General features: G+C 44.1%; 26 protein-coding genes and 2 tRNA genes. 9 read left to right on the top strand and 19 right to left on the bottom strand.

The window, feature by feature from the left end:
- Nucleotides 1-117: 117 nt before the first annotated feature.
- The 3 genes from BHV83_RS02965 to BHV83_RS02955 are packed head-to-tail and all read right to left on the bottom strand — an operon-like array spanning nt 118 to nt 4,665.
- Entirely contained in the window at nt 118-1,425 is a 1,308-nt protein-coding gene (locus BHV83_RS02965) for a glycoside hydrolase family 57 protein (RefSeq protein WP_005636409.1), read from the bottom strand.
- A gap of 16 nt (nt 1,426-1,441) precedes the next feature.
- A complete protein-coding gene (locus BHV83_RS02960; RefSeq protein ID WP_005636407.1) occupies nt 1,442-2,710 on the bottom strand; it encodes a glycosyltransferase in 1,269 nt (422 codons plus the stop codon).
- Nucleotides 2,711-2,724: 14 nt separating this feature from the next.
- Nucleotides 2,725-4,665 (bottom strand): glycogen debranching enzyme N-terminal domain-containing protein, encoded by a 1,941-nt coding sequence (locus tag BHV83_RS02955; RefSeq protein WP_286756170.1) that lies wholly within the window; start codon nt 4,663-4,665, stop codon nt 2,725-2,727.
- 321 nt (nt 4,666-4,986) lie between these two features.
- Here BHV83_RS02955 and BHV83_RS02950 point away from each other — a divergent pair, with 321 nt between their 5' ends.
- The 4 genes from BHV83_RS02950 to BHV83_RS02935 all read left to right on the top strand — a co-directional run bounded on the left by BHV83_RS02950 (nt 4,987) and on the right by BHV83_RS02935 (nt 9,856).
- Nucleotides 4,987-7,077, top strand: coding sequence for a M3 family metallopeptidase (locus BHV83_RS02950; protein WP_286756168.1), 2,091 nt, complete (start codon nt 4,987-4,989; stop codon nt 7,075-7,077).
- 139 nt (nt 7,078-7,216) lie between these two features.
- A complete protein-coding gene (locus BHV83_RS02945; RefSeq protein WP_022321553.1) occupies nt 7,217-7,651 on the top strand; it encodes a dCMP deaminase family protein in 435 nt (144 codons plus the stop codon).
- A gap of 11 nt (nt 7,652-7,662) precedes the next feature.
- Nucleotides 7,663-9,396: a S41 family peptidase gene (locus BHV83_RS02940; protein ID WP_286756164.1), complete on the top strand. Its 1,734-nt coding sequence runs from the start codon at nt 7,663-7,665 to the stop codon at nt 9,394-9,396.
- Nucleotides 9,341-9,856: a 5-formyltetrahydrofolate cyclo-ligase gene (locus BHV83_RS02935; RefSeq protein WP_229034071.1), complete on the top strand. Its 516-nt coding sequence runs from the start codon at nt 9,341-9,343 to the stop codon at nt 9,854-9,856. Before BHV83_RS02940 ends, BHV83_RS02935 begins: the two co-directional genes overlap by 56 nt.
- Nucleotide 9,857: 1 nt before the next feature.
- Here BHV83_RS02935 and BHV83_RS02930 read toward each other — a convergent pair whose 3' ends face one another.
- The 3 genes from BHV83_RS02930 to recF are packed head-to-tail and all read right to left on the bottom strand — an operon-like array spanning nt 9,858 to nt 11,662.
- Nucleotides 9,858-10,253, bottom strand: coding sequence for a YkvA family protein (locus BHV83_RS02930; RefSeq protein WP_119215465.1), 396 nt, complete (start codon nt 10,251-10,253; stop codon nt 9,858-9,860).
- Between the two features lie 15 nt (nt 10,254-10,268).
- A complete protein-coding gene (locus tag BHV83_RS02925) occupies nt 10,269-10,562 on the bottom strand; it encodes a DciA family protein (RefSeq protein ID WP_005636393.1) in 294 nt (97 codons plus the stop codon).
- On the bottom strand, nt 10,559-11,662 hold the full coding sequence (gene recF, locus BHV83_RS02920) for a DNA replication/repair protein RecF (protein ID WP_005636391.1): 1,104 nt from the start codon (nt 11,660-11,662) through the stop codon (nt 10,559-10,561). Before recF ends, BHV83_RS02925 begins: the two co-directional genes overlap by 4 nt.
- A gap of 135 nt (nt 11,663-11,797) precedes the next feature.
- On the opposite strand from recF, the gene BHV83_RS02915 reads away from it, so the two are divergent.
- The 5 genes from BHV83_RS02915 (at nt 11,798) to BHV83_RS02895 (ending at nt 13,886) form a co-directional block, all read left to right on the top strand.
- Complete coding sequence (locus BHV83_RS02915; RefSeq protein WP_005636389.1) at nt 11,798-12,484, top strand: tetratricopeptide repeat protein; 687 nt, start codon at nt 11,798-11,800, stop codon at nt 12,482-12,484.
- Between the two features lie 76 nt (nt 12,485-12,560).
- Nucleotides 12,561-13,043: a 6,7-dimethyl-8-ribityllumazine synthase gene (gene ribH, locus BHV83_RS02910; RefSeq protein WP_005636387.1), complete on the top strand. Its 483-nt coding sequence runs from the start codon at nt 12,561-12,563 to the stop codon at nt 13,041-13,043.
- Nucleotides 13,044-13,098: 55 nt separating this feature from the next.
- Nucleotides 13,099-13,181 (top strand) — tRNA-Tyr (locus BHV83_RS02905).
- A gap of 10 nt (nt 13,182-13,191) precedes the next feature.
- Nucleotides 13,192-13,264 (top strand) — tRNA-Gly (locus BHV83_RS02900).
- A gap of 298 nt (nt 13,265-13,562) precedes the next feature.
- Nucleotides 13,563-13,886: a hypothetical protein gene (locus BHV83_RS02895; protein ID WP_005636380.1), complete on the top strand. Its 324-nt coding sequence runs from the start codon at nt 13,563-13,565 to the stop codon at nt 13,884-13,886.
- Here the strand turns inward: BHV83_RS02895 and BHV83_RS02890 are convergent.
- The 13 genes from BHV83_RS02890 to rlmN all read right to left on the bottom strand — a co-directional run bounded on the left by BHV83_RS02890 (nt 13,883) and on the right by rlmN (nt 24,513).
- Complete coding sequence (locus BHV83_RS02890) at nt 13,883-14,086, bottom strand: hypothetical protein (protein ID WP_005646539.1); 204 nt, start codon at nt 14,084-14,086, stop codon at nt 13,883-13,885. The two genes, BHV83_RS02895 and BHV83_RS02890, sit on opposite strands and share 4 nt — an antisense overlap.
- A 428-nt stretch (nt 14,087-14,514) precedes the next feature.
- The gene (locus BHV83_RS02885; protein WP_005636376.1) at nt 14,515-14,826 is read right to left on the bottom strand and encodes a DUF4491 family protein; all 312 of its coding nucleotides are present in this window, start codon (nt 14,824-14,826) and stop codon (nt 14,515-14,517) included.
- Between the two features lie 177 nt (nt 14,827-15,003).
- Nucleotides 15,004-15,375, bottom strand: coding sequence for a preprotein translocase subunit SecG (secG, locus tag BHV83_RS02880; protein WP_005636375.1), 372 nt, complete (start codon nt 15,373-15,375; stop codon nt 15,004-15,006).
- A gap of 7 nt (nt 15,376-15,382) precedes the next feature.
- Entirely contained in the window at nt 15,383-16,150 is a 768-nt protein-coding gene (locus BHV83_RS02875) for a DUF8458 domain-containing protein (RefSeq protein WP_286756154.1), read from the bottom strand.
- 2 nt (nt 16,151-16,152) lie between these two features.
- The gene (locus BHV83_RS02870) at nt 16,153-16,665 is read right to left on the bottom strand and encodes an LptE family protein (protein ID WP_005636371.1); all 513 of its coding nucleotides are present in this window, start codon (nt 16,663-16,665) and stop codon (nt 16,153-16,155) included.
- 3 nt (nt 16,666-16,668) lie between these two features.
- A complete protein-coding gene (locus BHV83_RS02865) occupies nt 16,669-17,856 on the bottom strand; it encodes a sigma-54 interaction domain-containing protein (RefSeq protein ID WP_122122237.1) in 1,188 nt (395 codons plus the stop codon).
- A 99-nt stretch (nt 17,857-17,955) separates the two neighbouring features.
- The gene (locus tag BHV83_RS02860; protein ID WP_005636368.1) at nt 17,956-18,783 is read right to left on the bottom strand and encodes a lysophospholipid acyltransferase family protein; all 828 of its coding nucleotides are present in this window, start codon (nt 18,781-18,783) and stop codon (nt 17,956-17,958) included.
- A 6-nt stretch (nt 18,784-18,789) separates the two neighbouring features.
- Nucleotides 18,790-19,677, bottom strand: a complete 888-nt coding sequence (locus BHV83_RS02855; RefSeq protein WP_005636366.1) for a CDP-alcohol phosphatidyltransferase family protein — start codon at nt 19,675-19,677, stop codon at nt 18,790-18,792.
- A 7-nt stretch (nt 19,678-19,684) separates the two neighbouring features.
- On the bottom strand, nt 19,685-20,413 hold the full coding sequence (locus BHV83_RS02850) for an SDR family NAD(P)-dependent oxidoreductase (protein ID WP_022321985.1): 729 nt from the start codon (nt 20,411-20,413) through the stop codon (nt 19,685-19,687).
- A gap of 8 nt (nt 20,414-20,421) precedes the next feature.
- Complete coding sequence (locus tag BHV83_RS02845; RefSeq protein ID WP_005636362.1) at nt 20,422-20,892, bottom strand: FAD synthase family protein; 471 nt, start codon at nt 20,890-20,892, stop codon at nt 20,422-20,424.
- A 311-nt stretch (nt 20,893-21,203) separates the two neighbouring features.
- Nucleotides 21,204-22,304, bottom strand: a complete 1,101-nt coding sequence (gene pdxA / locus BHV83_RS02840; protein ID WP_286756146.1) for a 4-hydroxythreonine-4-phosphate dehydrogenase PdxA — start codon at nt 22,302-22,304, stop codon at nt 21,204-21,206.
- An 87-nt stretch (nt 22,305-22,391) separates the two neighbouring features.
- Nucleotides 22,392-23,423: a DUF4837 family protein gene (locus tag BHV83_RS02835; protein ID WP_022321987.1), complete on the bottom strand. Its 1,032-nt coding sequence runs from the start codon at nt 23,421-23,423 to the stop codon at nt 22,392-22,394.
- 58 nt (nt 23,424-23,481) lie between these two features.
- Complete coding sequence (rlmN, locus tag BHV83_RS02830) at nt 23,482-24,513, bottom strand: dual-specificity RNA methyltransferase RlmN (RefSeq protein WP_286756143.1); 1,032 nt, start codon at nt 24,511-24,513, stop codon at nt 23,482-23,484.
- Nucleotides 24,514-24,524 lie beyond the last annotated feature (11 nt).

Raw genomic sequence — 24,524 nt, 5'->3', positions numbered from 1 at the left:
CTAAAGATACAAAATCTTCAGGTTATAACAAAGCCCCAGCTTGTGAAAGTCGGGGCTTTGGGCATAAAAAAGAAGGTGAGAATTTTGACACACCTTCTTTCATTTATTACTTTACCTTTATTCAGCAGCCGTTTTTTTCGCTGCTTTTTTCTTATACTTATCAAGCTCTTTCTGTAACTTTTCAATCTCTTCACCCTGGTTCTTAATCGTTGTAAGAAGCGAATTCAACTCTTCGTTCTCTATCTCAACAGGATACAAAGCATCTACACGGCTGATAAAATCACCTAATATATTCATATAATTGGTAAACGCATCATACGGAGAATCATAAATACCACGATTAAGCCAAATTCCAGTTTTCTTGGTTGTCATAAAACGGAAGTTATTGCTTGCCTGCAAATAGTCCCAGTCCTGCTTGATGCGGCGATCATCACATAAATGAACACGACCAGCCACACTATACAATTTATTAAACGCCTCACGCTGCATCACATTACCCAGCCAACAACTCGTATCTCTTTCCTCATCGGCCCATGACATCGGATAAGGAACATCGACTTGATCTACAGACTTGAACTTTGTCACGATTTCAGACGGAGTCGAGAATGAAATGCCCTTTTCTTTCGCACAAGCCGGCAAAGCCTTCATGAACTGCAGGATATTCGAAGACAACGGTTGTGCAATACCCAAGGCAGAAAGCTCCATAAAAATATTGATAACCTGTTCTTCTTCCGGTAACCCCGCAATCCAACCGATATATTTATCTGCAAATAACGGATATTCGCTCCAATCCGAATTAGAGAAACGCAGACTAATGTCGTCCGACAGTTTGAAATCACGAAGCAAAATCTTCAAATTAGGATTATAGGCACAATGGTACACATAATGCGGGCTCTTCCATCCCAACACATGTTTGGCACCTTCGGTCAAAATACCCTTAAATCCCATACTTGCAACAACCGATCCAATCTCATTCGAATAAATCAAGCTGGAATTACGGAAAACCTTGGGAGTTTGTCCAAAAACTTGTTTGATCTTCGCACTCATTCTGGAAACTTCTTCACGGAAACATTCTTCATTAGCCAAAGAAGAAAGCCCATGAGAATAAGGTTCGCACAAAAATTCGCAACAACCTGTGTCATTCAATTGATGCAACAGGTCTATCACAGCGGGAGAATAGATCTCCAACTGTTCCAAAGCCACACCCGAAATAGAAAAAGCGACTTTAAAAGCTCCTCCGTTATTCTTTACCATTTCAAGCAAAGTGGTCAATGCCGGAATATAAGAACGCTCTGCAATCTCCGTGATACTGCGTTCATTTTCATAATCATCATAATAGTAATGATCCGTACCGATATCGAAACAACGATAGCGTTTCAGATGTATGATTTGATGTATTTCAAAATAAAGACAGATTGTTTTCATATCTAATGTTGTTTTATTATTTACCGTAATTCTTTAAGACATTCTCATAAAGAGCGCGAATACGCAAGCCGACTTTTTCCCATGTGATGCCATCGACCTCTTTCTTTCCTTCCACCTGAAGATATTCGAACAAAGACGGATTCGTGCAGATCGAATAAATAGCGTCAGCCATTGCATGAATATCCCAATAGTCCGTCTTAATCACCTTGTCGAGAATTTCCCCACAACCGGACTGTTTGGAAATAATGGAAGGTGTTCCGCACTGCATGGCTTCCAACGGGGCAATCCCGAACGGTTCGGAAACAGAAGGCATCACAAAGACGTCACTGTTCTTGTAAGCTTCATATACCTGCCTTCCACGTTGAAACCCGGGAAAATGGAAACGGTCGGCAATTCCACGCTCGGCGGCCAAATTAATCATAGCGTCCAGCATATCACCCGAACCTGCCATAATGAAGCGGATATTACGTGTACGTTTCAAAACAAGCGCTGCTGCCTCGACAAAATATTCCGGTCCTTTTTGCATGGTGATACGTCCCAGGAAAGTCACGACCTTTTCCTTTTTATGCTCCGGACGAGGAATGTCCAAAAGTTCTTGCGACAACGGATAAACCGCATTATGCATGGCAAAACATTTCCGCGGATCCTGATGATACTCCCGGATAACCGTCTGCCGTGTCAATTCAGATACACACATAATACAATCCGCATAATCCATACCGTTCTTTTCCGTTGCGTATACGGTCGGGTTAACCTTTCCGCGTGAACGGTCGAAATCGGTTGCATGAACATGAATGCAAAGAGGCTTACCACTCACCATCTTAGCATGCACGCCAGCCGGATATGTCAACCAATCGTGGGCATGAATAATATCAAATTGCTGCTGGCGAGCAACGACACCCGCTATAATCGAGAAATTATTGATCTCGTCATGCAGGTTAGCAGGATACCCTCCGGCAAACTCCATACACCCCAAATCATTTACATTCAGATATGAGAAATCGGCATAGATATGGTCACGGAAAGCATAATATTGCTCCGGCGTCATATAATTGGGAAGCCTGGACTTCAAATAATCATAATTGACATCTCGCCATACGACAGGTACTTGATTCATACCTATAATATTCAGGAAACCTTCTTCTTCACCGGTAGGCTTCGGCAAACAGAAAGTCGTTTCCACATCATTCTGCAGACTCAGACCTTTAGTAATACCATAAGAGGCAACCGCAAGACCGCCATATATTTTGGGAGGAAATTCCCATCCAAACATTAACACTTTCATACAGGCTCCTCCTTTCAATAGTTATATTTGCTTAATAAGTATAATATTCTCAATATTTCTGCAACATTCATTGCGAATGATATAGCTCCACGCCCCTTGAACGGAGGATTACCGTCAAACAATTCTGAAATGGACCCGATACAATGAGACGACATTTCATCTTCGTACCCAATCAGATAACGTTCGATAAACCCTATACCGCTCATCTTATAGATACGAAGATATGCCTCAAAATAGAAACCTGCCAGCCAAGGCCAGGCCGTTCCCTGATGATAAGCATAATCACGCTGGATCTGAGGACCGACATAATTAGGATTATACCCACCGCTCTTCGGGCTCAAGGAACGGAGTCCTTTAGGAGTAAGCAACTCTTTCGTCACAATATCGAGTACACCTTTTTTCTGGCTGGAATTCAAAGGAGAATAATCAAATGCCACGGCAAATATCATATTCGGACGCACACTCCACTCCATCATGTTACCATCGACATAATCGAGCAAATAGCCATATTCATTCAAGAACACATTGACAAACGACTTCCCGCTTTTCTCGGCCAAAGCTCCCAATGATTCAGCCAAAGCATTATTTCCGGCCTCACCCGACAATTCTCCTGCAAATCGCAAAGCGTTATACCACAATGTATTGATCTCAACAATATATCCTGTACGCGGAATAACGGGATGTCCGTTAACCGTCGAGTTCATCCATGTTACAGCCCTATTCGTCCCATAGGTATAAAGCAATCCATTATCATGCAGAATCAGATTCGGATGTTTATCCTGACAGAGGAACCTCATGATATCTTCCAACAATACACCATATTTCTCGCGGCATGCCTCACGTGAAACCATTTTAGCATATTGCTGAATGCACCAAACAGTCCAAAGCAAGATATCGGGATGCTCCATTTCATAAATCTTGATCTGGCTCGGTTCATTACGGATAAAATTATAAATCGCCTTACGGGCCGTTTCCATTACCATTTCAAACTTGGAAACCTCATCGATAGCCAAAGTCAGCCCCGGCAAAGAAATAAACAAATCGCGTGCCCTGCACTTGAACCACGGATAACCAGCTAAAATATAAAATTCATTTTCCTGCTTATTTAAGAATTGATGTGCTGCATTGATCAGGCAATGTCGGAAAGTATCGCGAGGTGTACGTTCTTCAACCTCGTCTTCAAAAGTCTTTTTCAACGAACGGGTTCCTATTTCAGAAACCCCACCGGAAAAGACGATGCTTTCCCCTTTCTTTATCTCAACTTCAAAATATCCGGGAACATACAGATCTTCGTTAAAGTCATAGCCTCTCTCCTGCTCTTTCGGATATTCGATACCCCGATACCAATCAGGCAGATAATGAAACTCATTCTTTTTGTTCAGTTGCATATACAATTCAGGATAGCCCGGATACATACAGGTTTTGATACCATTCGACACAACCTGATATTCGCGACTGGCCTGGGCATTCTCGTGTGTATATTCACGGACACTGCGAAACGCTAAAAACGGACGCAAGCGCAATGTTGTTGCCGAATGGGCATCCAACAACGTATAACGGATCAAGATTCGATTCTCATGATGCACAAACAACTTCTCTTTTTTCAGAATAACACCTCCTACACGATAGATCGTCGTAGGAACTTTCTCGCACTCGAACTCACGAATGTACTTATGACCTCTCGGACTGTAATTATCCCCCTGATACTTATGAAGCCCCAAGTTAAATTCGGCACCATGCTGTATGACAGTTTCATCCAATGACGACAACAATACGTGATTCTCATCATCCAGTTCCGGAACCGGAATCACAAGTAATCCGTGATATTTCCTTGTGTTGCAATCAACGATAGTTGTACAATGATAGGCTCCCGAACGATTTGTACGAAGAATTTCTCTTGGTAGCACTTCTTCCAGGTTCGTCATAAGAGTCTTGTCAAATTTAAGATAACTCATATTTTTATATTTGGTTTTAAGTTTATGCTTTAACGTGATAACAAATAAATTGCTTTTGTATCCTGACCAAAAGTATCACTTAAAAAATAAAAAAACAAATCTGCTTTCATATTTATTTAGAAATTTCATTTTTTACGATTTAAAAACAGTTTGACTGATAATCCATTACAAATATCTAAAGCATATATATGTGTTGTCAAACACATGCCAAGCTGTTAAAAACTTCCAAATCCGGTTGTTTGGCATCGTCCGGCTATCAATGCATTTTTATTTGCCGATTATTCCGTACCTTTGTTATAGAATAAATCAACACAAAAGAACATGAAACAAAATAGAGAAAATCCCTTTTTCGAGACTTATCGGACTCCGTTCGGAACTCCTCCGTTCGACCAGATCAAAACAGAACAGTATGAACCGGCTTTCGACGAAGGAATCCGGCAATTGGACAAGGAAGTCCGAGCCATTGCCGACAATACGGAACTTCCTACAATCGAGAACACAATCGTAGCACTCGAACGCAGCGGCAAGCTGCTGGATAAAGTCAGCTCGGCCTTCTTCAACGTATTGAATGCAGAAGCAGACGACGAGATGATGGATATCTCGCAACGAGTATCCCCCAAACTGTCGGAAAGCTCCAACAATATTTATTTGAACGAACAACTATTCGCACGCGTAAAAAGTGTCTACGACCAGAAAGAAGAACTGCATCTCCCGACGGAAGACGCACGTCTGCTGGAGGAGACATTCGAAGCTTTTTGCGTACGTGGCGCCGCACTCGGACCCGAAGAGAAAGAAAAATACCGTAAACTCAGTTCCGAGTTAAGCCTTCTTTCCCTCACATTCGATCAGAACGCATTGAAAGACAAGAACCGCTACGAACTGTTGCTGACAAAAGAAGACGAACTGGAAGGACTACCGGAAAGCATACGCGAAGCTGCCGCACTCAGGGCTAAAGAAAAAGGAAAAACCGGATGGCTGTTCAATCTCTCGGCCCCAAGCTACATGCCTTTCATGCGTTACTCAGCTTTGCGTGAGTTACGGGAAAAGATGTATCGGGAATATATGAACATAGGTAACAAAGGGGATGAATACGACAACAAGGAAATCATACGGAAAATCGTCAATATCCGCCTGGAAATCGCAAGACTGATGGGATATGCCAACTATGCCGACTACAAATTGAAACATACGATGGCCAAAACTCCCGCACGCGTCTATAAACTGCTGAATGAGTTATTGGATGCCTACAAGCCGGTAGCCCGGAATGAATACGAGACCGTACAAAGATTTGCTTCGGAAACGGAAAAAGAAAACATAACGGTCATGCCTTGGGATTGGAGCTATTATTCCGAAAAACTGAAAGACATCCGTTTCAACGTGAATGATGAAATGACGCGTCCCTATTTCGAACTGAATCATGTAAAGAAAGGCGTGTTCGGTCTGGCTACGCAATTATATGGCATCACTTTTAAAGAGAATAAAGAGATTCCGGTTTATCATCCCGAAGTAGAGGCATACGAGGTCTACGATGCCGACGGGAAGTTTCTTTCCATATTATATACAGACTTTCATCCGCGCGACGGGAAACAGTCGGGTGCCTGGATGAACAGCATAAAGGAACAATACCGGGATCAAGACGGCAAAGACAGCCGGCCCCAAATCATTATCGTAATGAACTTCACACGTCCGACCGAGACGAAGCCTTCTTTGTTGACTTTTGACGAGGTCAACACGCTGTTGCACGAATTCGGGCATGCCCTGCACGGTATGTTTGCCGAAGGATCATACGCGAGCCTTTCCGGTACAAATGTCTATCGTGACTTTGTGGAACTTCCTTCCCAACTGATGGAAAACTGGCTGACAGAGAAAGAGTTTCTGGATCAGATCGCCATCCACTACAAAACCGGGGAAAAAATCCCGCAAGAATTAGTACAGAAATTAATAGACGCTTCCAATTTCAACGCAGGATATGCCTGCTGCCGTCAACTGAGCTTCGGTTTCTTAGATATGGCCTGGCATACCCGGACAGAACCATTCGACGAAGATGTAATCGCTTTCGAGAAGGAAGCCTGGAAACAGACCGTGATCGTCCCCGAAGTTCCCGGAACCTTGATGAGCAGCAGTTTCGGACACATCTTCTCCGGTGGATATTCAGCCGGCTATTACGGCTATAAATGGGCAGAGGTCCTGGATGCCGATGCTTTCTCGGTCTTCAAAGAGACGGGAATCTTCAATCGGGAAACAGCCCGTTCTTTCCGTAAAAACATCCTGTCGAAAGGCGGAACCGAAGATCCGGATATCCTGTACAAACGTTTCCGGGGAAAAGAGGCGGAAATCGGCGCCCTGTTGAAAAGAAACGGAATAGAACCTGACGGACCATCCACATCCGTCCAGAGCCGGATGCAAGTCTGATTTGTTTTCGAGGTTGCCTTCTATGGTATTTTATGATACACGCTTGAACAAAAAAACTTCGAACCTATTCCATTTATCCCAAATATATGTACCTTTGCCTACTATTTATATAATTTAAGGTATATAAAATCAGAAGACGATGTGCGATAAGAAGGAAAAGCAACTCGAATTGGATAAGCGCTATCTCAGAATGGCGGCCGTATGGGCTGAAAATTCGTATTGCAAGAGACGCCAGGTTGGGGCACTGATAGTAAAAGACCAAATGATTATCTCTGACGGATATAACGGTACGCCATCCGGTTTCGAGAATGTTTGCGAAGACGAGAACAATGTTACCAAACCTTACGTTCTGCATGCGGAAGCCAATGCCATTACGAAAGTGGCCGCTTCGTCCAACAGCAGTAAAGGTGCAACGATCTACGTCACCTCCGCCCCTTGCATCGAATGTGCCAAGCTCATCATCCAGTCTGGGATCAAGCGAGTGGTATACTCTGAAAAATATAGGGTGGAAGATGGTTGCAACCTATTACGTCGCGCTGGTGTTATTATAGATTATATAGAAATAAACGACTAAAGATACGTTTTATGGACAAGAACAAAAGGCTGGCTGTATGGTTGCCTGTGATTATAGCATTAAGTATTGCTCTCGGGATATTTGTAGGGAATCATTACCTCAGACTGACACAAGGAAAGAGGCATATTTATTCCAGTGGAAATAAAATCAATGCCATCCTCGACATTATCGACGAACAGTATGTCGATACAGTCGATATGAAACAATTAGTGGAAGATGCCATTCCTAAGGTCTTCAGCGAACTGGACCCGCATTCCGTGTATATACCGGCAAAGGACGCCCAACGGGCAAATGAAGACCTGGAAGGATCGTTCAGCGGCATCGGGGTTTCATTCAATATGCAGACCGATACCATTCTGGTTATCAACGTCATTCCGGGGGGACCTTCAGAGAAGGCCGGCTTGAAGCCCTTCGACCGTATCATCACGATCAACGACTCCCTGTATGCCGGCAACAAAAGTGACCAGGAAGTCATCATGAAAACTCTGCGTGGTGCGAAGAACAGTACGGTCAAGTTAGGCATAAAACGTAAAAACGAACCGGAACTGTTGTATTTCGACGTGACGCGCGGCGATGTCCCCATCAGTTCGGTCGACGTGTCTTACGAGGTAAGCAAAGGAATCGGCTACATCAAGGTAAGCAAATTCGGCCGTACCACTTATAATGAATTTATCACAGCAATCGCCAAGCTGAAACAGGCAGGTTGTACCTCATTCGTGATCGACCTTCGCGGTAACACGGGCGGTTATATGGATGCCGCCATCAATATGGTAAACGAATTCATGCCGGAAGGCCGCCTGATCGTATACACGGAAGGAAAAGCATTCCCGCGCAACGATGTCTATACGAACGGCACAGGTACTTGCCAGGATGCTCCGATTGTAGTCTTGACAGACGAGTTCTCGGCTTCCGCCAGTGAAATCTTCTCCGGAGCTATCCAAGACAATGACCGCGGGCTGATTATCGGCCGCCGTACTTTCGGAAAAGGCTTGGTCCAGTCGCCGATCCAGTTAAGCGACGGTTCGGAAATCCGCCTGACGATCGCACGCTATTACACGCCGTCTGGACGTTGTATCCAGAAAAAGTACGAACTGGGTAAAGACAGCGAATACGAACAGGACATCTACCAACGTTTCATGCACGGTGAATTTGATTCAGCCGACAGCATCAAGCTGAACAACAGCGAAAAATACGAAACCGTGATGGGACGCCCCGTTTACGGCGGCGGCGGTATCATGCCGGATATCTTCATCCCGCGTGACACAAGCGGTGTGACTTCCTATTTCTCCAACGTAGTCAATTCCGGTATGTTGAACCTATATGCACTCGAATACTCGGATCGCAATTACGACAAGTTGGCTTCTTTCAAGACCTATCAGGACTTACACAAATACCTGCAACAACAACCACTGCTTTCCGATTTCACCAATTATGCCGCAGCAAAAGGAATCAAGAAACGTCCGCACCTGATCAACATATCAGGCAAACTGATCGAGAAACAGATCCAGGCCTACATCGTCCGTAACTTCTTCGACGAAGCCGGCTTCTATCCAATATTCCAGAACGATGACATCACGCTGAAACGCGCCGTCAAAGTCCTGAACGAAGGCAAATCATTCCCGACACTGGAGAACAAAAACAATACGCCCAATGGAATTGCGCAAAGCCAAACAAACGCTTCGAGAGGATATGGCTTCCTTAAAGAGATCATATACGAAGACTACATTGCTGGATCTCTCTGCTAAGATAATGGATCGGCTGGAAGAGACAGACCTCTTCCAGCAAGCTTCGTGTATTGCACTATACCATGCCATCCCCGGCGAAGTGCAGACTGCCGGACTGATCGAAAAATGGTACCGGAAAAAGAGATTATTGCTCCCTCTTATAAAAGGGAATGATCTTCAATTGCTCTTGTATGCAGGAAAAGAATCACTCAAAACGGGTGTTTTCGGGATATTGGAACCAAGCGAAGATTGTGAAGCCGTACCGGAAAGCGAAATAGACCTGATCATTGTTCCGGGTGTCGCTTTCGACCGCCAGCATAACCGCCTCGGACGGGGAAAAGGATTTTATGACCGACTGCTTTCGACACTGGATGTTCCTAAAATCGGAATCTGCTATGACTTCCAGTTAAAGAATCAGATTCCGGCCGAGCCGTTCGACCGGAAAATGGACTTGATCATAACTGAAAAAGAAATATTGTGATTCAGATCTTATCCGTTTGCAACAGCTCCATGACCTTAGCATCCGCCTTGGCTCTTATCTCCGGTGTGATGCTATCCTTCACGATTTTCAGGACAAGTCCCATCACAGCTACATCGTCAGTAAAGCCGATCACCGGAAGAAGACCTTCCGGTATCAGGTCGAACGGCAGAATAAAATAGCCTAAAGCACCTATGATATAAGCCTTATGTTGTAACGAAACATCTTTATCGTGCAGCAGATAATAAAGCTGGAAGACAGGACGTATCACCGTCGCACCGACTTTCTTTGCAACCCGTTGTACTTTTTGCCAGAATTTATTTTCAGAATAGTATGTGCCATACTTTTCCACTTCATAAACCTCTTCAAACGGAACTTCTTCTATCTTTTTTGCATCCATAATGATTCAACTCTTTTATCTGATAACTATATCTTGTATAACTTCCGAACCGGCATAATCGTTCAAGCTCTTCACCAGACGTTCCCGGCACAACACCAATTCACTTCTCAAGACGGAAGAAGTGAGGGAAACATACAGCACTTTGTCTTTTACATATATATTACGAGTGTACTGAGCGACCATCGGCCCCAGTATCTCGCCCCAGGCCCGCATGACACGGATTTCCAGTATCTTCCCCCTCAACTCAGCATTATCCTCGAAAAACTCCCGGATCGCATCGCCCAACGTCTGTGCATTCCGGTGCATCATTCCGCTTCCTCCATCGGTTGCACTTCACCCTGTTCGACCCTGAACAGAGCGTAGCCGTGATTGATCGATTGCAGGATGGCGTCCAAATATTTCCGGTTCGTATCAGTAATGAAAATCTGCCCGAACTGGTCGCCGCTCACCAGTTTGACGATCTGCTCCACCCGGTCGGCATCCAGCTTGTCGAAAATATCGTCCAACAGAAGGATCGGACGCGCTTGCCCCCTGCAGGAAAGAAACACATACTGAGCCAGCTTGAGGGCAATCAGATACGTCTTGTTCTGCCCTTGCGAACCGACACGGCGGATCAGGTGGCCGTTCAACGTCATCTCCAGTTCATCCTTGTGAATGCCGGTCGAGGTATAACCGAGTATGCGGTCACGTTCCCGATTGGCAGCCAGCATATCCGCCAGGCTCCCCTTCTCCAACTGGGAGATATACCGCAAACCGACCTGTTCGGTCGAACGGCAGATCGTCTGGTAATATTCGTTGAAGATCGGGATAAAATCATTCACCAACATCTGCCGCTTCTCGTACACCATCCGGCCGTACATGTCCAGCTGCATTTCCAGCACTTCATAAAGGGAAGCGTCGATACACTGGTCCTTCAACAGCGAATTCCGCTGAAGCAAGGCTTTATTATATTGTATCAACGCATGCAGATAAGGCTTGTCCTGCTGCGAAATAATCACATCGAGAAAGCGTCGACGTTCTTCGCTCCCGCCTTGTATCAGTTCCGAATCGGCTGGCGAAACCATCACTAATGGCAACAGACCGATATGCTCCGACAGTTTGTCGTACTCTTTTTTATTCCGCTTGAACTGTTTCCGTTGCCGGCGACGGATAGCACAAAAGATCTCCTCTTCACGCCCCTCATAGTCATAGTTACCTTGCAACACGCACATATCCTGACCGTTGTTGATCAGCTGGGAATCGGGCGTATTGATATGGCTTTTGCAAAAAGAGAGATAATGAACGGCATCCAACAGATTGGTCTTTCCCATTCCGTTATTCCCGAAAAAACAATTTATTTCGGGAGAGAAAGAAACTTCTGCCTGAAGAATGTTTTTATAATTGAGTATAGAAAGCTTTTTAAGTATCATCCACGCTATATTAGTTGCACAAAATTAAAAAATATACTTCTAAGTATAGATTTTCTCAGTAAAAAAAACTACTTTTGCGACTTGAATTGCCACAGGCATAAAACAATGATAAAATAATAACAACTATAAAACATTATGGCTACTAAGGAAAAAGACACCAACAAAGAGTTAGAGGTCGAAGAAATTGTTTCGAGATCGGAGCAGTTCATTGAAAACAATTCAAAGAAAATCATTTATGGTATTATAGCACTCGCTCTCGTTGTTGGAGCTGTTTTGGGTATCAAGCACGGATATTTGATTCCGCAGGAGAAAAAAGCCGCAGCAGCTATGTTCAAAGGCGAACAATATTTTGCAAAAGACTCTTTCAACCTGGCACTGAACGGAAACGGTGCGGATTATGAAGGATTCGAAGCTATCATCGACCAATACGGAAGCACATCGGCCGGTAACTTGGCAAAGGCTTATGCCGGTATCTGCTATTTCAAGATGGGCGACAATGAAAAAGCATTGGATCTGCTGAAATCTTTCAGCGGCAGCGACGACATGATCTCGCCGGCTATCACGGGCCTGATCGGTGACTGCTATGTAAATATGGGCAACGTAAAAGAAGGTATCAGCTATTTCGAAAAAGCAGCCAAGCAGGCAAGCAACGAAGTGATCAGCCCGACTTACCTGAAGAAAGCCGGTATCGCTTATGAAAGCCTGAAACAATATGGTGATGCTGTTAAGGCATACACGACGATTAAGGAAAAATACTTCAATTCAATGGAAGCTTCCGATATCGATAAATATATCACCCGTGCTTCGGCATTGAACAAATAACGTATACACATTATTATAATCATATAAGAGGATGTCTCGTCAAACAAGGCATCCTCTTCTTTTAAGAACAAAAAATATGGCAACAGCTTATCAGAATTTATCGGAGTACGACTTTAACAGTGTTCCTGACGGATCGGAAGTGACTGTCGGAATCGTCGTAGCGGAATGGAACAAGCACATCACCGAAAAGCTATTGGAAGGCGCCTGCAACACATTGGAAAAACATGGCGTCAAAGCCGAAAACATATTTGTAAAACGAGTACCAGGCAGTTTCGAACTGACTTTTGGCGCAAAAAAAATGGCTGAAACAAAAGAAGTGGATGCCGTTATCGTTTTGGGCTGCGTCGTAAGAGGCGATACTCCTCATTTCGATTATGTCTGTTCAGGCGTTACGCAGGGCATTACAGAATTAAATCTTATGTACGATATTCCGTTCATTTTCGGCTTGTTAACGACAGACACTATGCAACAGTCCGAAGACCGTGCAGGTGGCAAGTACGGAAACAAAGGCGATGAAGCGGCAGTAACCGCTCTTAAAATGGTAAATTTTTCTGCCTAAACGCTTGCAGGTTTCAAAAATAATCGTACCTTTGCACTGCAATTGAAAATAACGGGGGCAGTTACCAGAGTGGCCAAATGGGGCTGACTGTAACTCAGCTGGCTTTCGCCTTCGGTGGTTCGAATCCATCACTGCCCACAAATTAATTGCGGAAGTAGCTCAGTTGATAGAGCATTAGCCTTCCAAGCTGAGGGTCGCGGGTTTGAGCCCCGTCTTCCGCTCTCAAGAAGAGGAAAATCGAAAGGTTTTCCTCTTTTTTTATTTGGCAGTCTGCATTTATTTACATTCCTTTGGAAGGATCCATCCATCATCTATTGGGGCGATATCCGAAAAAGAAAAGAAAAAAAACTATATGCCGTAGACGGAGACACTGAAGATGCCATATATGTATATGACTTGCCCACCCCTTGATTGGTTTCATCTTTCATTTTCTAAAGATATTGAAGTAAAAACACTCCTTTCTTCAATGAATATCACTACTTTTGTCATTGTGTTTACTAACTACAAAAACAAGGATATATGAAAAAGATGAAATGGCTGTATGTACTACTGGCCACATTCCTGCTGACAAGTTGCGGAACGCTCATGCAACCCTATCAAATGGATAGTAAGATGAAAGACATCGAATTAGGCATGACCAAAAAGAAAGTGATCTCCATATTGGGAAAAGATTTCGAATCGGCAGGTGCCCGCATGACCTCCGAAGGTTCGATCGAAACCATCAGCTACAAGACAGCTTCCATGACTGAAAATACGGAAGGGTATTACCTGTTAAGTTTCAAAGACGGAAAATTGGTTGAGTGGTTTAAGGAAAAATATCCGGTACACAACCACCAGCACTAATTGTCGCAAACGACAATGTACAAATAAGGCAGATGCCTCCGGGCATCTGCCTTATCTCTTTTACGGTTATAAACCTTTTTCGATACATGTACCCGGTTGAAACTGACCGGATGACCGTGATTCTCAATCTCCGCTTCCCTACTTCCTTTTCGGTTCGCTTTGATGTAATCCATAAATGAATCTTTTTTCTTTGTTTTCATACGAATAATATTTAACGTGACAAAGGTACGGATAATATCTGAAGTTGGTTCAGTCTTTCCTGAAATGTACGGAAATACATAAAAAGCCCCGACACTATCGCCTGTTCTCATGGAGCAACTGATCCGTAACATACCGTAAACTATCTCAAAAGTCATAGTAAACTAATTCAAGACATACTTCATATTATTCATATGTAGTACTACCAATAGACGATACGTAGTACCACATATCGTCTATTGGTAGTACTACGTATCGTCTATAAATAGTAACTACCAACAGATACTTTACGATATGTTATCATTTAGTTTCTGGGGTGTTTTGACTTAGTTGATGGCATGAAACGGCTTAGTCTACCGGTTACCTGAGGATTGGTTTTAGGCGGTGTCGGTAAGATATCGTAACCAGTTCTTCTGCTTGAAAAGCCTGATTAAGGCTTTTGCTCCGGATAAGTACGTTTGGGATTCTTTGGAAACCAGCCTTTCAAGACGCGCTCTTCCTGCTCGAAAACTTCCTTTATCGTCCAGAAAGAGGAAAAGGCAAAGACGCCGCAGATAGCCGAGACGAAAACGCTTTCAACCAGCAGGGAAGCGACAGTTCCCGCTATTCCCAAAACAAGAAAGATCCACCAGCATTTCGTGCCCCAATAATATTCCGCTTTCACCACAACCGGATGAAAAAGCCCGATAATCAAAAAGGTAGCAATACCTATCAACAATCCATCAAAGTTAATCATGTCCATATTTGTTTACGATTTAAGACAGGCCTATCTGCCTGTAATGACAAAGATACGAAGAAATATGTATCGTCCATGATAAATTATTTCTATCCACTTATCGATAATTCTATCAAACAAAACAAAAAAAGAGGCATCCTTGTTGCAGGAAACCTCTTCATTATATCGAAAATCCGTTTTCTATTAGTTAGCCGGAGCTTCTTCTTCAGAAGAAGAAACGGGAGCTGTCGCAGGTTGCTGGGCAGTGCCAAAGTCAGGAGCAACCGTATTCGGATCGATTGTTACGGCATTATTTATCTGTTCTTTGATTTCAGACTGATTCGCGTGCTGAGCTCTCGGAATAAAAGCAGTAATCACAATACTTAAAACAACAACAGTGCCGGCAAGAGTCCAGGTTGCTTTTTCAAGAAAGTCTGTGGTTTTGCGTACCCCCATAATTTGGTTGGAAGAAGAGAATCCTGAAGCCAGACCTCCACCTTTCGAGTTCTGAATCAATACAATCAAGATCAATAGTATAGATGCGATCAGGATTAAGATAGAAATAAATACGTACATCTTTGTTTTATTTTTTAGTGTTAATAATCAACTTTTCCAGAAATCTGATTTGGTCTGCAAAGTAAACATTTTTTTCTGGATATTTCAAGTTTAAGTTTTTAATTATTTGCAATGCCTTCTCATATCGCTTCTGTTTTACATAAATATGAGCTAATGTTTCCGTAAAATAGGAGTCATCCAGCGGTTTATGCTGGTTTTCCTCCAACTCCGCCAGATTTCCGGGAACAGGCGCTCCGGTTGTCTCCATATCCAGGTTCAGACCACTGCCGGGAGTCCGCTGTTCTTCATTTTTTATAAAAGAATCGATCAGATCGTGATGCTGCAAACGGACTTCTTCTTCCTCTTCTTTTTCCTCCACCTGCCCGTTTTCCTTCGTCAATGACCAATAGATGTAATCCGACGAAACGGACGGCTGGAACAGAAGAGACGCATCCGTCTTCGGTTCTTCCTCCTCACGATTGGACAGGAAAGCATCGATCAATGAAAAAGCATCTTCACGGGTTGGATTTCCCTCTTTCGCTGACTGGAGCTGCAAACCGAACCGTTCACCTTCTATCAGGGTGAACAACTTCCTACGGTCAGGGACATAGATTGCCATCTTCTTCAATTCTGCGCCAAAACGTATATCGTTCAAGACCGCCAGGTTCTTCAGGTAAAGCATCCGGGCAATCTGGAAATATGGGAACTCATCGACGATCTGCTTTAACTGCTGAAGTGTATCCTCAGTCAGCAGGGCCGGGCTCTCCATTAGTCGATATAGATCAGCAGCTTTCATTTTTACCAGTTGGCAACCGTTGCATTATAAATTTGATCGACAAGCTCGTCAATAATCTCTTCCGATAACTGGTCCTGTACCTGTTGCAACATCTGAGTCGCATCGAATTCACGGTATGCCGAAAAGCTCTGCTCAAAATCCTCATCCGGATTCACCCGGTTGGCATAACGAACCCGAACCGTAATCGTCAACTTGGTCTGCGAGGCATAAGCATCTTCTTTTACAGCCATAGGAGTCAGGTCATAGCCCGTAATTTCACCCTCCAGGTCCAAGTCGCCGTTGCTCCCCACCAACTGCAGACGGGTCTGACGGATATAAATATCCTTCAATGCTTCCGTAAACTTTTGCGAAAGGGGCGGATAGACTAACGGAGCCTGGTTCGGGAAATCCTTGATCGTGATCGTCTTGACCTTCGTATAATCAATAGAAGCTCCATTAAACTTATAGGAGATCGAACAAGCCGTCACAATCAGCCCGATCAGGCAGAAAAGCCATATCTTATTAATCTTCAACATCTTTTATTCCAGATTATATTCTTTTATTTTCCTGTAAAGTGTCCGTTCCGATATCTTCAGGTCGGCAGCGGCATTCTTACGGCGACCGTTATGTTTCTCCAAGGCCTTTCGGATCATCTCTTTCTCGACTTCTTCCAGCGACATGCTCTCCTCCTCTTCCACTGCTTCGGCTTCCTGAATAGAAGGAACCGGATGAACAGTATGGATCGGATGGGGATAAGCCGCCGGCTCTTCCGGCATCTCGATTGGCATCTTGCCTCCCATAATGTCGTGTACCAGCTTCTTAAGTTCGTTGACATCTTTCTTCATGTCAAACAGCACTTGATATAGAATCTCCCGTTCGCTATTGAATATCTTCTGATCGGAATCCTGTTTGACTAGGACCGGATATTTCTCGATATTCAGATCAGGTAGATACAAGCGAAGCACTGAAGCGGTGATATCCCGGTTTTCCTCGATAACAGAAATACGCTCCGTTATGTTTTTCAGTTCCCGGACATTCCCCGGCCAACGGTAGGAAAGCATCAACTGGCGGGCTTCCTCATCCAAACGGATCGGCGGCATCCGGTACTTCTCCGCGCAATCGCTGGCAAATTTCCGGAAAAGCAAGATGATATCCTCACCGCGCTCACGTAAAGGAGGAACCTGGATAGGCACCGTGCTCAGACGGTAAAACAAATCTTCACGGAATTTTCCTTCCGCTACAGCTTGCGTCAGATTGACGTTTGTCGCCGCGACGATACGGACATTCGTCTTTTGGACTTTGGATGAACCGACACGGATAAACTCTCCCGTCTCCAAAACACGCAACAAACGTGCCTGCGTAGGGGTGGGTAGCTCTCCTACTTCATCCAGGAAGATCGTCCCGCCATCCGCAACCTCGAAATAGCCTTTACGGTCAGACAACGCTCCTGTAAAAGAACCTTTTTCGTGTCCGAACAATTCCGAGTCAATCGTACCTTCAGGAATGGCACCACAGTTCACCGCTATGTATTGCCCATGTTTACGCGGGCTGTTCTGATGTATAATCTGAGGAAAAGTTTCTTTACCGACACCACTTTCACCGGTAATCAGCACAGACAAATCTGTCGGAGCGACCTGTAGGGCAACATCGATAGCCCGGTTCAGCCCGGCATTATTACCGATAATTCCAAAACGCTGTTTTATCTGCTGCACGTCAACCTTTATCATATTTCTTCTACTATCTGTAATTATTTCAGTTTTATCTGCCAAAATTACAAATCTTAATCCAATTAACCGAAATCCGAAGGCGGTTTCTATACAGGTTTGTTATTTTTTAGCAGCGTACGTACGTTGATATAAAAACTCGGCCAGGTCTTTGTCGTCGGCAATATTTTGGATTTCTTCTGGAGAAACAGGCTCACCGATATAAACATCGACCGTACGCCCGCGCTTGTTAAAGGCCTCGGCTGGTATGCGCAACGTACGGATACGCCAGTCAATCCGGCCCAGCCAATAGAAAAAGCGGGAATTCAGGAAATCGAAATAAACAGGATATACAGGCACTTTCGCTTTCCGGATCAGACGAATCACACTGTGCGTCCAAGGCAAATCCTGTATTTTCTTCGTCTTCTTATTATACATCGAGATCCCCCCGGCAGGGAAAAAACCCATCGGATGCCCCTCTTTCAGTTGTTGCAGGGATATACGGACCCCGTTTATATTCTTCAGATTAGCCCCCTGATTATTGGAGTCTGGCTTGACGGACACGAAATTATCTCCCATGGCCCCGATTTTGGTCAATACGCCGTTTACCATTACTTTGAAATCCGGACGGCGTGAAGCGAATATATCGATCAACATAATCCCGTCTATCGATCCGATAGGATGGTTCGAAACTGTAGCGAAAGCGCCTTCGGGCAGATGATCCAGCACCTCGGCGTTATGTAGATCATATTTAATATCGATCAACGGGTCGTTCAGCAAGGCTGTTGTGAACTCCGCTCCCCGCAAATGGCAGTTATGGGCATGAGCCTTGTTTACCTTATCGATACTCAACCATTTGATCAGCACTTTCCCCAGAAAAGAGCCGAAACGACTTTTAAAGAACGGGGCAGCTTCCTGTAAATCATGTATGTCTACAACGCTCTCTTTCATAAATTCTTATTTATAGAATGTTGCACACATCTGTTCATGCTTTCTCATGGCGAGCAACAAAACGATGTTCAATACGATTATCTCATACAAGAAATAAACCCAAACCTCACCGACCAGAACCACGACGAACATCACGATCGTACGTCCGTTAAAAGTCAAAAGGTCTACCATGTGCATCAGTTCCTTGCTTTGCTTGCGGAAACGGATACGGATATCTTCCGGAATATCATCTCCATACCGTGCATGCAAGCTGCGAAGCATACCCTGCAAGGACGGAGTAGCTTTCACCTGCAAAAGCGTATAGCCACGATAGAGGAAATAGAAAAATTTATTGATACCATATTTCATTTCCTTATGGCGGGCACGTACCTGTTCCAGCGACTGGAACTCCGCACCTTTATCCTTGCTGATGAAATACAAATGAAGTGTCTTGTAATAGTCCGTGATATTCGCCTGTACCAAATGTGACAAACCGGAAAGAACCGCCAAGGCAAAGAACCAGTCCGTTCCGTAATCATGAGACAGACGAAGGGCGAAACCGACATAAATACACGTAAACCAGATATCCCCGGCAAAACCATCCAAGATACGACCGATCGCCGATTTGATTCCCGTCAGGCGGGCCAACTGCCCGTCCACGCAGTCTAGGATATTTGCACATACCAGCAACAGGATACCGCAAACATTGTAAATCAGATCATCATGATAAAAAAAGAAACCGACTGCCGCCCCTACAAAAATAGAGACAACAGTCACCATATTAGGCGTAATACCTGTACCCCTTAACATACGGGCAATACGAAAACCGATAGGACGATAAAAAATCCGGTCAATCTTATTTTCTGTTTCTATCGACTTCAACGAAGCCTCGTACTCTTTATCCAAGTCGCTCATTTATCTTCTATTTATACGAATAACCGCCATCGACGACGATCACTTCGCCATTAAAATAACTATTTTCTACTAACATTCTATAAACTTCCGCCAGTTCCTCCGGATCACAGAAACGCCCTAATGAAACCTTGTTCTCTATATTACGACGTATTTCAGCGGGTTTCGTTTTCTGCCATTCGGTATCCACAAAACCGGGAGCCACAGCATTCACACGCAACTCATACGGAACCAGGAACTTCACCATATTCTTCACCAACGCATGCACGGCACTCTTCGTCACGCCATACACCAGTGAAACCGAATGGGGCTGTATCCCCATCAGAGAACCGGTAAAGACAATGCTTCCTCCCTTATTAATCAAACCGACAATGCGTTGCAACAGGAAGACAGGGAAATGCACATTGGCAAAAAACACCCGTTCCCATTCTACTATATCCAAATCCTCAAACGAGTCACGACAGGTCAGGCCGGCATTAAAGATCACCGCATCCAAGCGCATAGAGCACCCGGTTAGAAATGATTCTATCTTTTCGATTGATTTCCGATCGGAAATATCGGCCTGAAGCGTAAGAACCTCCACTTTGTATTGCTGCAGCAAACCGTCTGCCACCCGAAGAGCCTCTTCTTTATCCGAAGCATAAGTCAAAATCAGGCTGTAGCCAGCTTTTGCCAAACATTCGGCAACCGCTCTGCCTATCCCCTTCGTCCCTCCGGTAATCAATACCCTTTTTTCCATCATCACCCTTATTCTTTTTCACCGAAGCCTTTAACAGATTCAGGTTTGGATTGCCGTTGAGACTTCAAATTCGCTTCATATGAATCATGGATCGTTTTCTTCAAGTTGGAAGAGGACACTCCTGTCCCGTAAGGGAAATAGAATACCTGAACGCCCAAGTCTTTCAAATAATCATACTTGCCATACCAATCGTCTCCCACGACAAAAGCGTCGATATTCAGCTTTTTGACTATTTCGGAATGATCCAACGTATGTTGTGGAATGACAATATCGGGAGTTTTCAATGCTTCGATGATTTGCAGACGTTCCGTAAAAGGAATGATCGGCTTCGCCTTATAAGAAGACACCAATTCATCCGTACTCACCCCCACAATCAAAATATCCGCAAGGCTGCGGGCATAATTTATCATCCGAAGATGGTTGTAATGGAACATATCGAATGTTCCTGATGTATACACAATCGTTTTATCCTTAAACATAATACTTAATATCCTTTTGAAACCGCAAACTTACACAAACTTTTCCTATCAAAAAAAAAATGGCGGTAAAAAGGACTCTCGTCCTGATTCAGTTTGGGCATTCTCTCTCTCCGCCTCATATCCACAACTATATACTTAAGTAAAATACAAGAATGACACAACTTCAACTAACGAACGACTAAACAGGCTCTTACAACAAAAATACCTCTCTCTTACTTTTCGACTACGGACAAAAAACAAAAACCATTTCCTGCTTTATCCATAAAGCAAGAAATGGTTTTTTAGTATTCAAATGACTTCCGGGCTTCTGGTTATTCGTCTTCCTCTTTTGTCAGGTCGAGCTTTTCATTGTCACCTCCTTTATCGAAATACTGCTTGCGCAGAGGGTTGGCTGTTGCCTCACGATAACGGATACGATTCCGGTAAATATCCAATGCAGCATATAGGGCCTGGCGGAAAGATTCTTCAGAGGCCACATTCTGGCCGGCAATATCATAAGCCGTACCATGAGCCGGTGAAGTCCGTACGATTGATAGACCTGCCGTATAATTAACACCGTCATCCATCGCCAGCGTTTTAAACGGAGCCAAGCCCTGATCATGATACATAGCCAGTACACCATCGAATTTATCGTACACTTGCGAACCAAAGAAACCGTCAGCAGCATACGGTCCGAAAGACATTACTCCCTTCTTCTCTGCTTCCTGAATAGCCGGAATAATGATTTCTTCTTCCTCCTTACCTAACAATCCGGCATCTCCAGCGTGCGGATTCAAAGCAAGGACAGCTATACGGGGACGCACGATTCCGAAATCTTGCCTAAGTGACTGATTAAAAATACGCAATTTGGACACAATATCTTCAACAGTAATCTTTGATGCGACCTGTGCTAATGGGATATGTCCCGTTACCAAGGCAACGCGAAGATTATCTTTCATCAGAATCATCAATGCCTTTTTTCCCAAACCACCGAAACATTGTTCCAGATATTCTGTGTGACCGGGAAAATGAAATTGTTCATTCTGTATGTTGTGCTTATTGATCGGAGCCGTTACCAATACATCCACCGCACCGCGTTTCAAGTCGGTAACAGCAGCCTCCAAAGCCAGATAAGCGGCTTCACCGGCAGCAGTTGTAGATTGACACAACTCTACTTTAGTCTCGTCATCCACACAGTTGATAATATTCACCCGGTTTGCCCCGGCATCTTCAGTCTGTGCAATGATGCTTAAATTCACAGCAGGCAATTCCAAGACCTTCCGGTGATAAGCGGCAATCTTTGACGAGCCGTAAATGACCGGCGTGCAAAGTTCGGCTATACGAGTATCCGACAATGTTTTCAGTATCACCTCGTAACCGATACCATTTATATCTCCGTGGGTTATGCCCACCTTAACCAATCGTTCTTCCATATATTTTGATTTATGATTTATGATTTATGATTTATGATTTATTCCATCGCTGCTCTAAATCGTAAATCACAAACCACAAATCTTTTGTTACTTTTCTTCGGGAACATCCAGTTTCTCTACCTGTGTTTCTTCAAATTCACCAGGCAGACGCAAGGTATACAATGCTGATTCGACACGGCGGATAAAATTGCGCTTATCCGTCTCCGGGGCGAATACAAAGCCTTCAACGACTACAACCCGGTTGTTCTTTTCGTCCAAACGTGCATGACTGACAAATGGTCCTCCCATCATATCGCCTTTCATATGCCATAAACCGCGCAACACACCACAATATTTACCATTTACCGTTGTCGGATTATAAGTTACCCAAGCTGTATCCGTAGCCATATAAGATCCGGGAAACGTCCCCGGCATATTCAGCTTCATGACAGAGTCACGTTTTGCAATCAGATAGTCGGCTGTGAAAGTATCAGCATCCTTATATGGGAAATCATAGACAACAATATCCGTACGCCCAGTATTGGCATTATTGGAAGCCCAGAAAAAGCCGGTCGTGTCACGGAAATAGGTCATATTTGCCGGAGCACTCAACATGACGTTAAAACGGTCCTTCACGTGATCCATAACCACCGGACTATGTTCCTTCTCCAATTGTCCGATCGTACGGTTTCTTTCGCACTTGGTAAAAAATTCCACTATGTTCCGCGGATGAGCCTTTACGTATTCAAGAATGGCTGCATCGTCAGGAGCTGTCAATGTCATCACTACCTGACCTTTCGCCCAGCGATTATTCTCATAGTTCAGTGAAACTTTCGTATACTGAGACTTATCTATCCTAACAATCAAAACATTGCGCACATATGTTAACAAACCGTTAAACTGGTCAGGAGTCACATAGGTGATCTTAAAGGCAGGTTCAGCCTGTGGCAATCCTGGAATATCGGAAGTCAATTCGGCTTTGATAGCCTTTCCGGCAGGAGCATCCCAGTCAGCTTTATCCATCGTCACAACAATTTCATAGGCGAAACCGGTAGCATTTCTCATCACTGGGCCCGAACTACATGCTCCCATAATGACAAGAAGCATTAAAAAGCTGATCAATAAAGAATGTGTTTTCATACCCGTTTATTTTTTTGTTATACAAATATAGCTTCTTTTCCCTCAAAAGAAACCATTTCTATTCTTTTTGTTGGTTCTTCGCCGTAGAAAGCATCCCGCATGCGGCAAATATATCTTCTCCTCGTGATGCTCGGATCGTACAAACGATACCGGCTGCATTCAACGTGTCCCGGAACGCCTCCATTCTTGCCAAGTCCGAACTTTCCAACGACACATTAGGGATTGCATGAAAACGGATCAGATTGACTCTGCAGGGGACTTTATCTAATAAACAAACCAAAGCCTTCGCATGTTGAAGATCATCATTCAAATTTTTAAAAACAATGTATTCGAATGAAACACGACGTTGATGCGTAAAATCATATTGCTTGATCGTCTCGATAATATCACACGCAGGAAAAGCCTTTTCAACCGGCATCAAAGATCGCCGTTCGTCCGGATAAGGCGAATGCAAGCTGACAGCCAAATGGCAGTCGCTCTCTTCAAGAAACCGTTTTAACCCTTTGGCTACCCCTATAGTTGAAACCGTGATTCGCTTCGGACTCCAGGCGTATCCGTAAGAGGCGGTCAAGATTTCCAATACTTTGAACAGTTCATCCACATTGTCTAGAGGTTCGCCCATTCCCATAAAAACGATATTAGTCAATTCTTCCGTTTCCGGCAAGGATTGTATCTGGTTCAGAATCTCATTAGCTGACAAATTCTTGGTAAACCCCTGTTTACCGGTCATACAGAAAAGGCAATTCATTTTACATCCGACCTGGGAGGAAACACACAATGTCGCCCTGTCTTCCGTCGGGATGTACACGGATTCAACAAAATTACCAGGACCGGCAGGATACAAATACTTGATCGTCCCGTCCACCGACTTCATCAAGTCGGAAGGAGGTACGGCCCCCACCTCAAAGTTTTTCTCCAACAAGGCACGTTTCGCCGAGGCTATATTCGTCATCGCTGCAATAGAAGTCACTTTTTTTTTATACAGCCAGTCAGCCATCTGCTTAGCTGCATAGCCTGGAAGTCCGGCTTCAAAAGCCACTCCTTTCAGTTCATCCAAAGTCATTCCCAATAAACGTCTTTTCTCATTCATGATCCTTCTTG

The organism is Parabacteroides sp. merdae-related_45_40 (assembly GCF_001915675.1).
The sequence above is the reverse complement of the archived record's forward strand: the minus strand, read 5'-3'. Positions and strand labels throughout refer to the sequence as shown.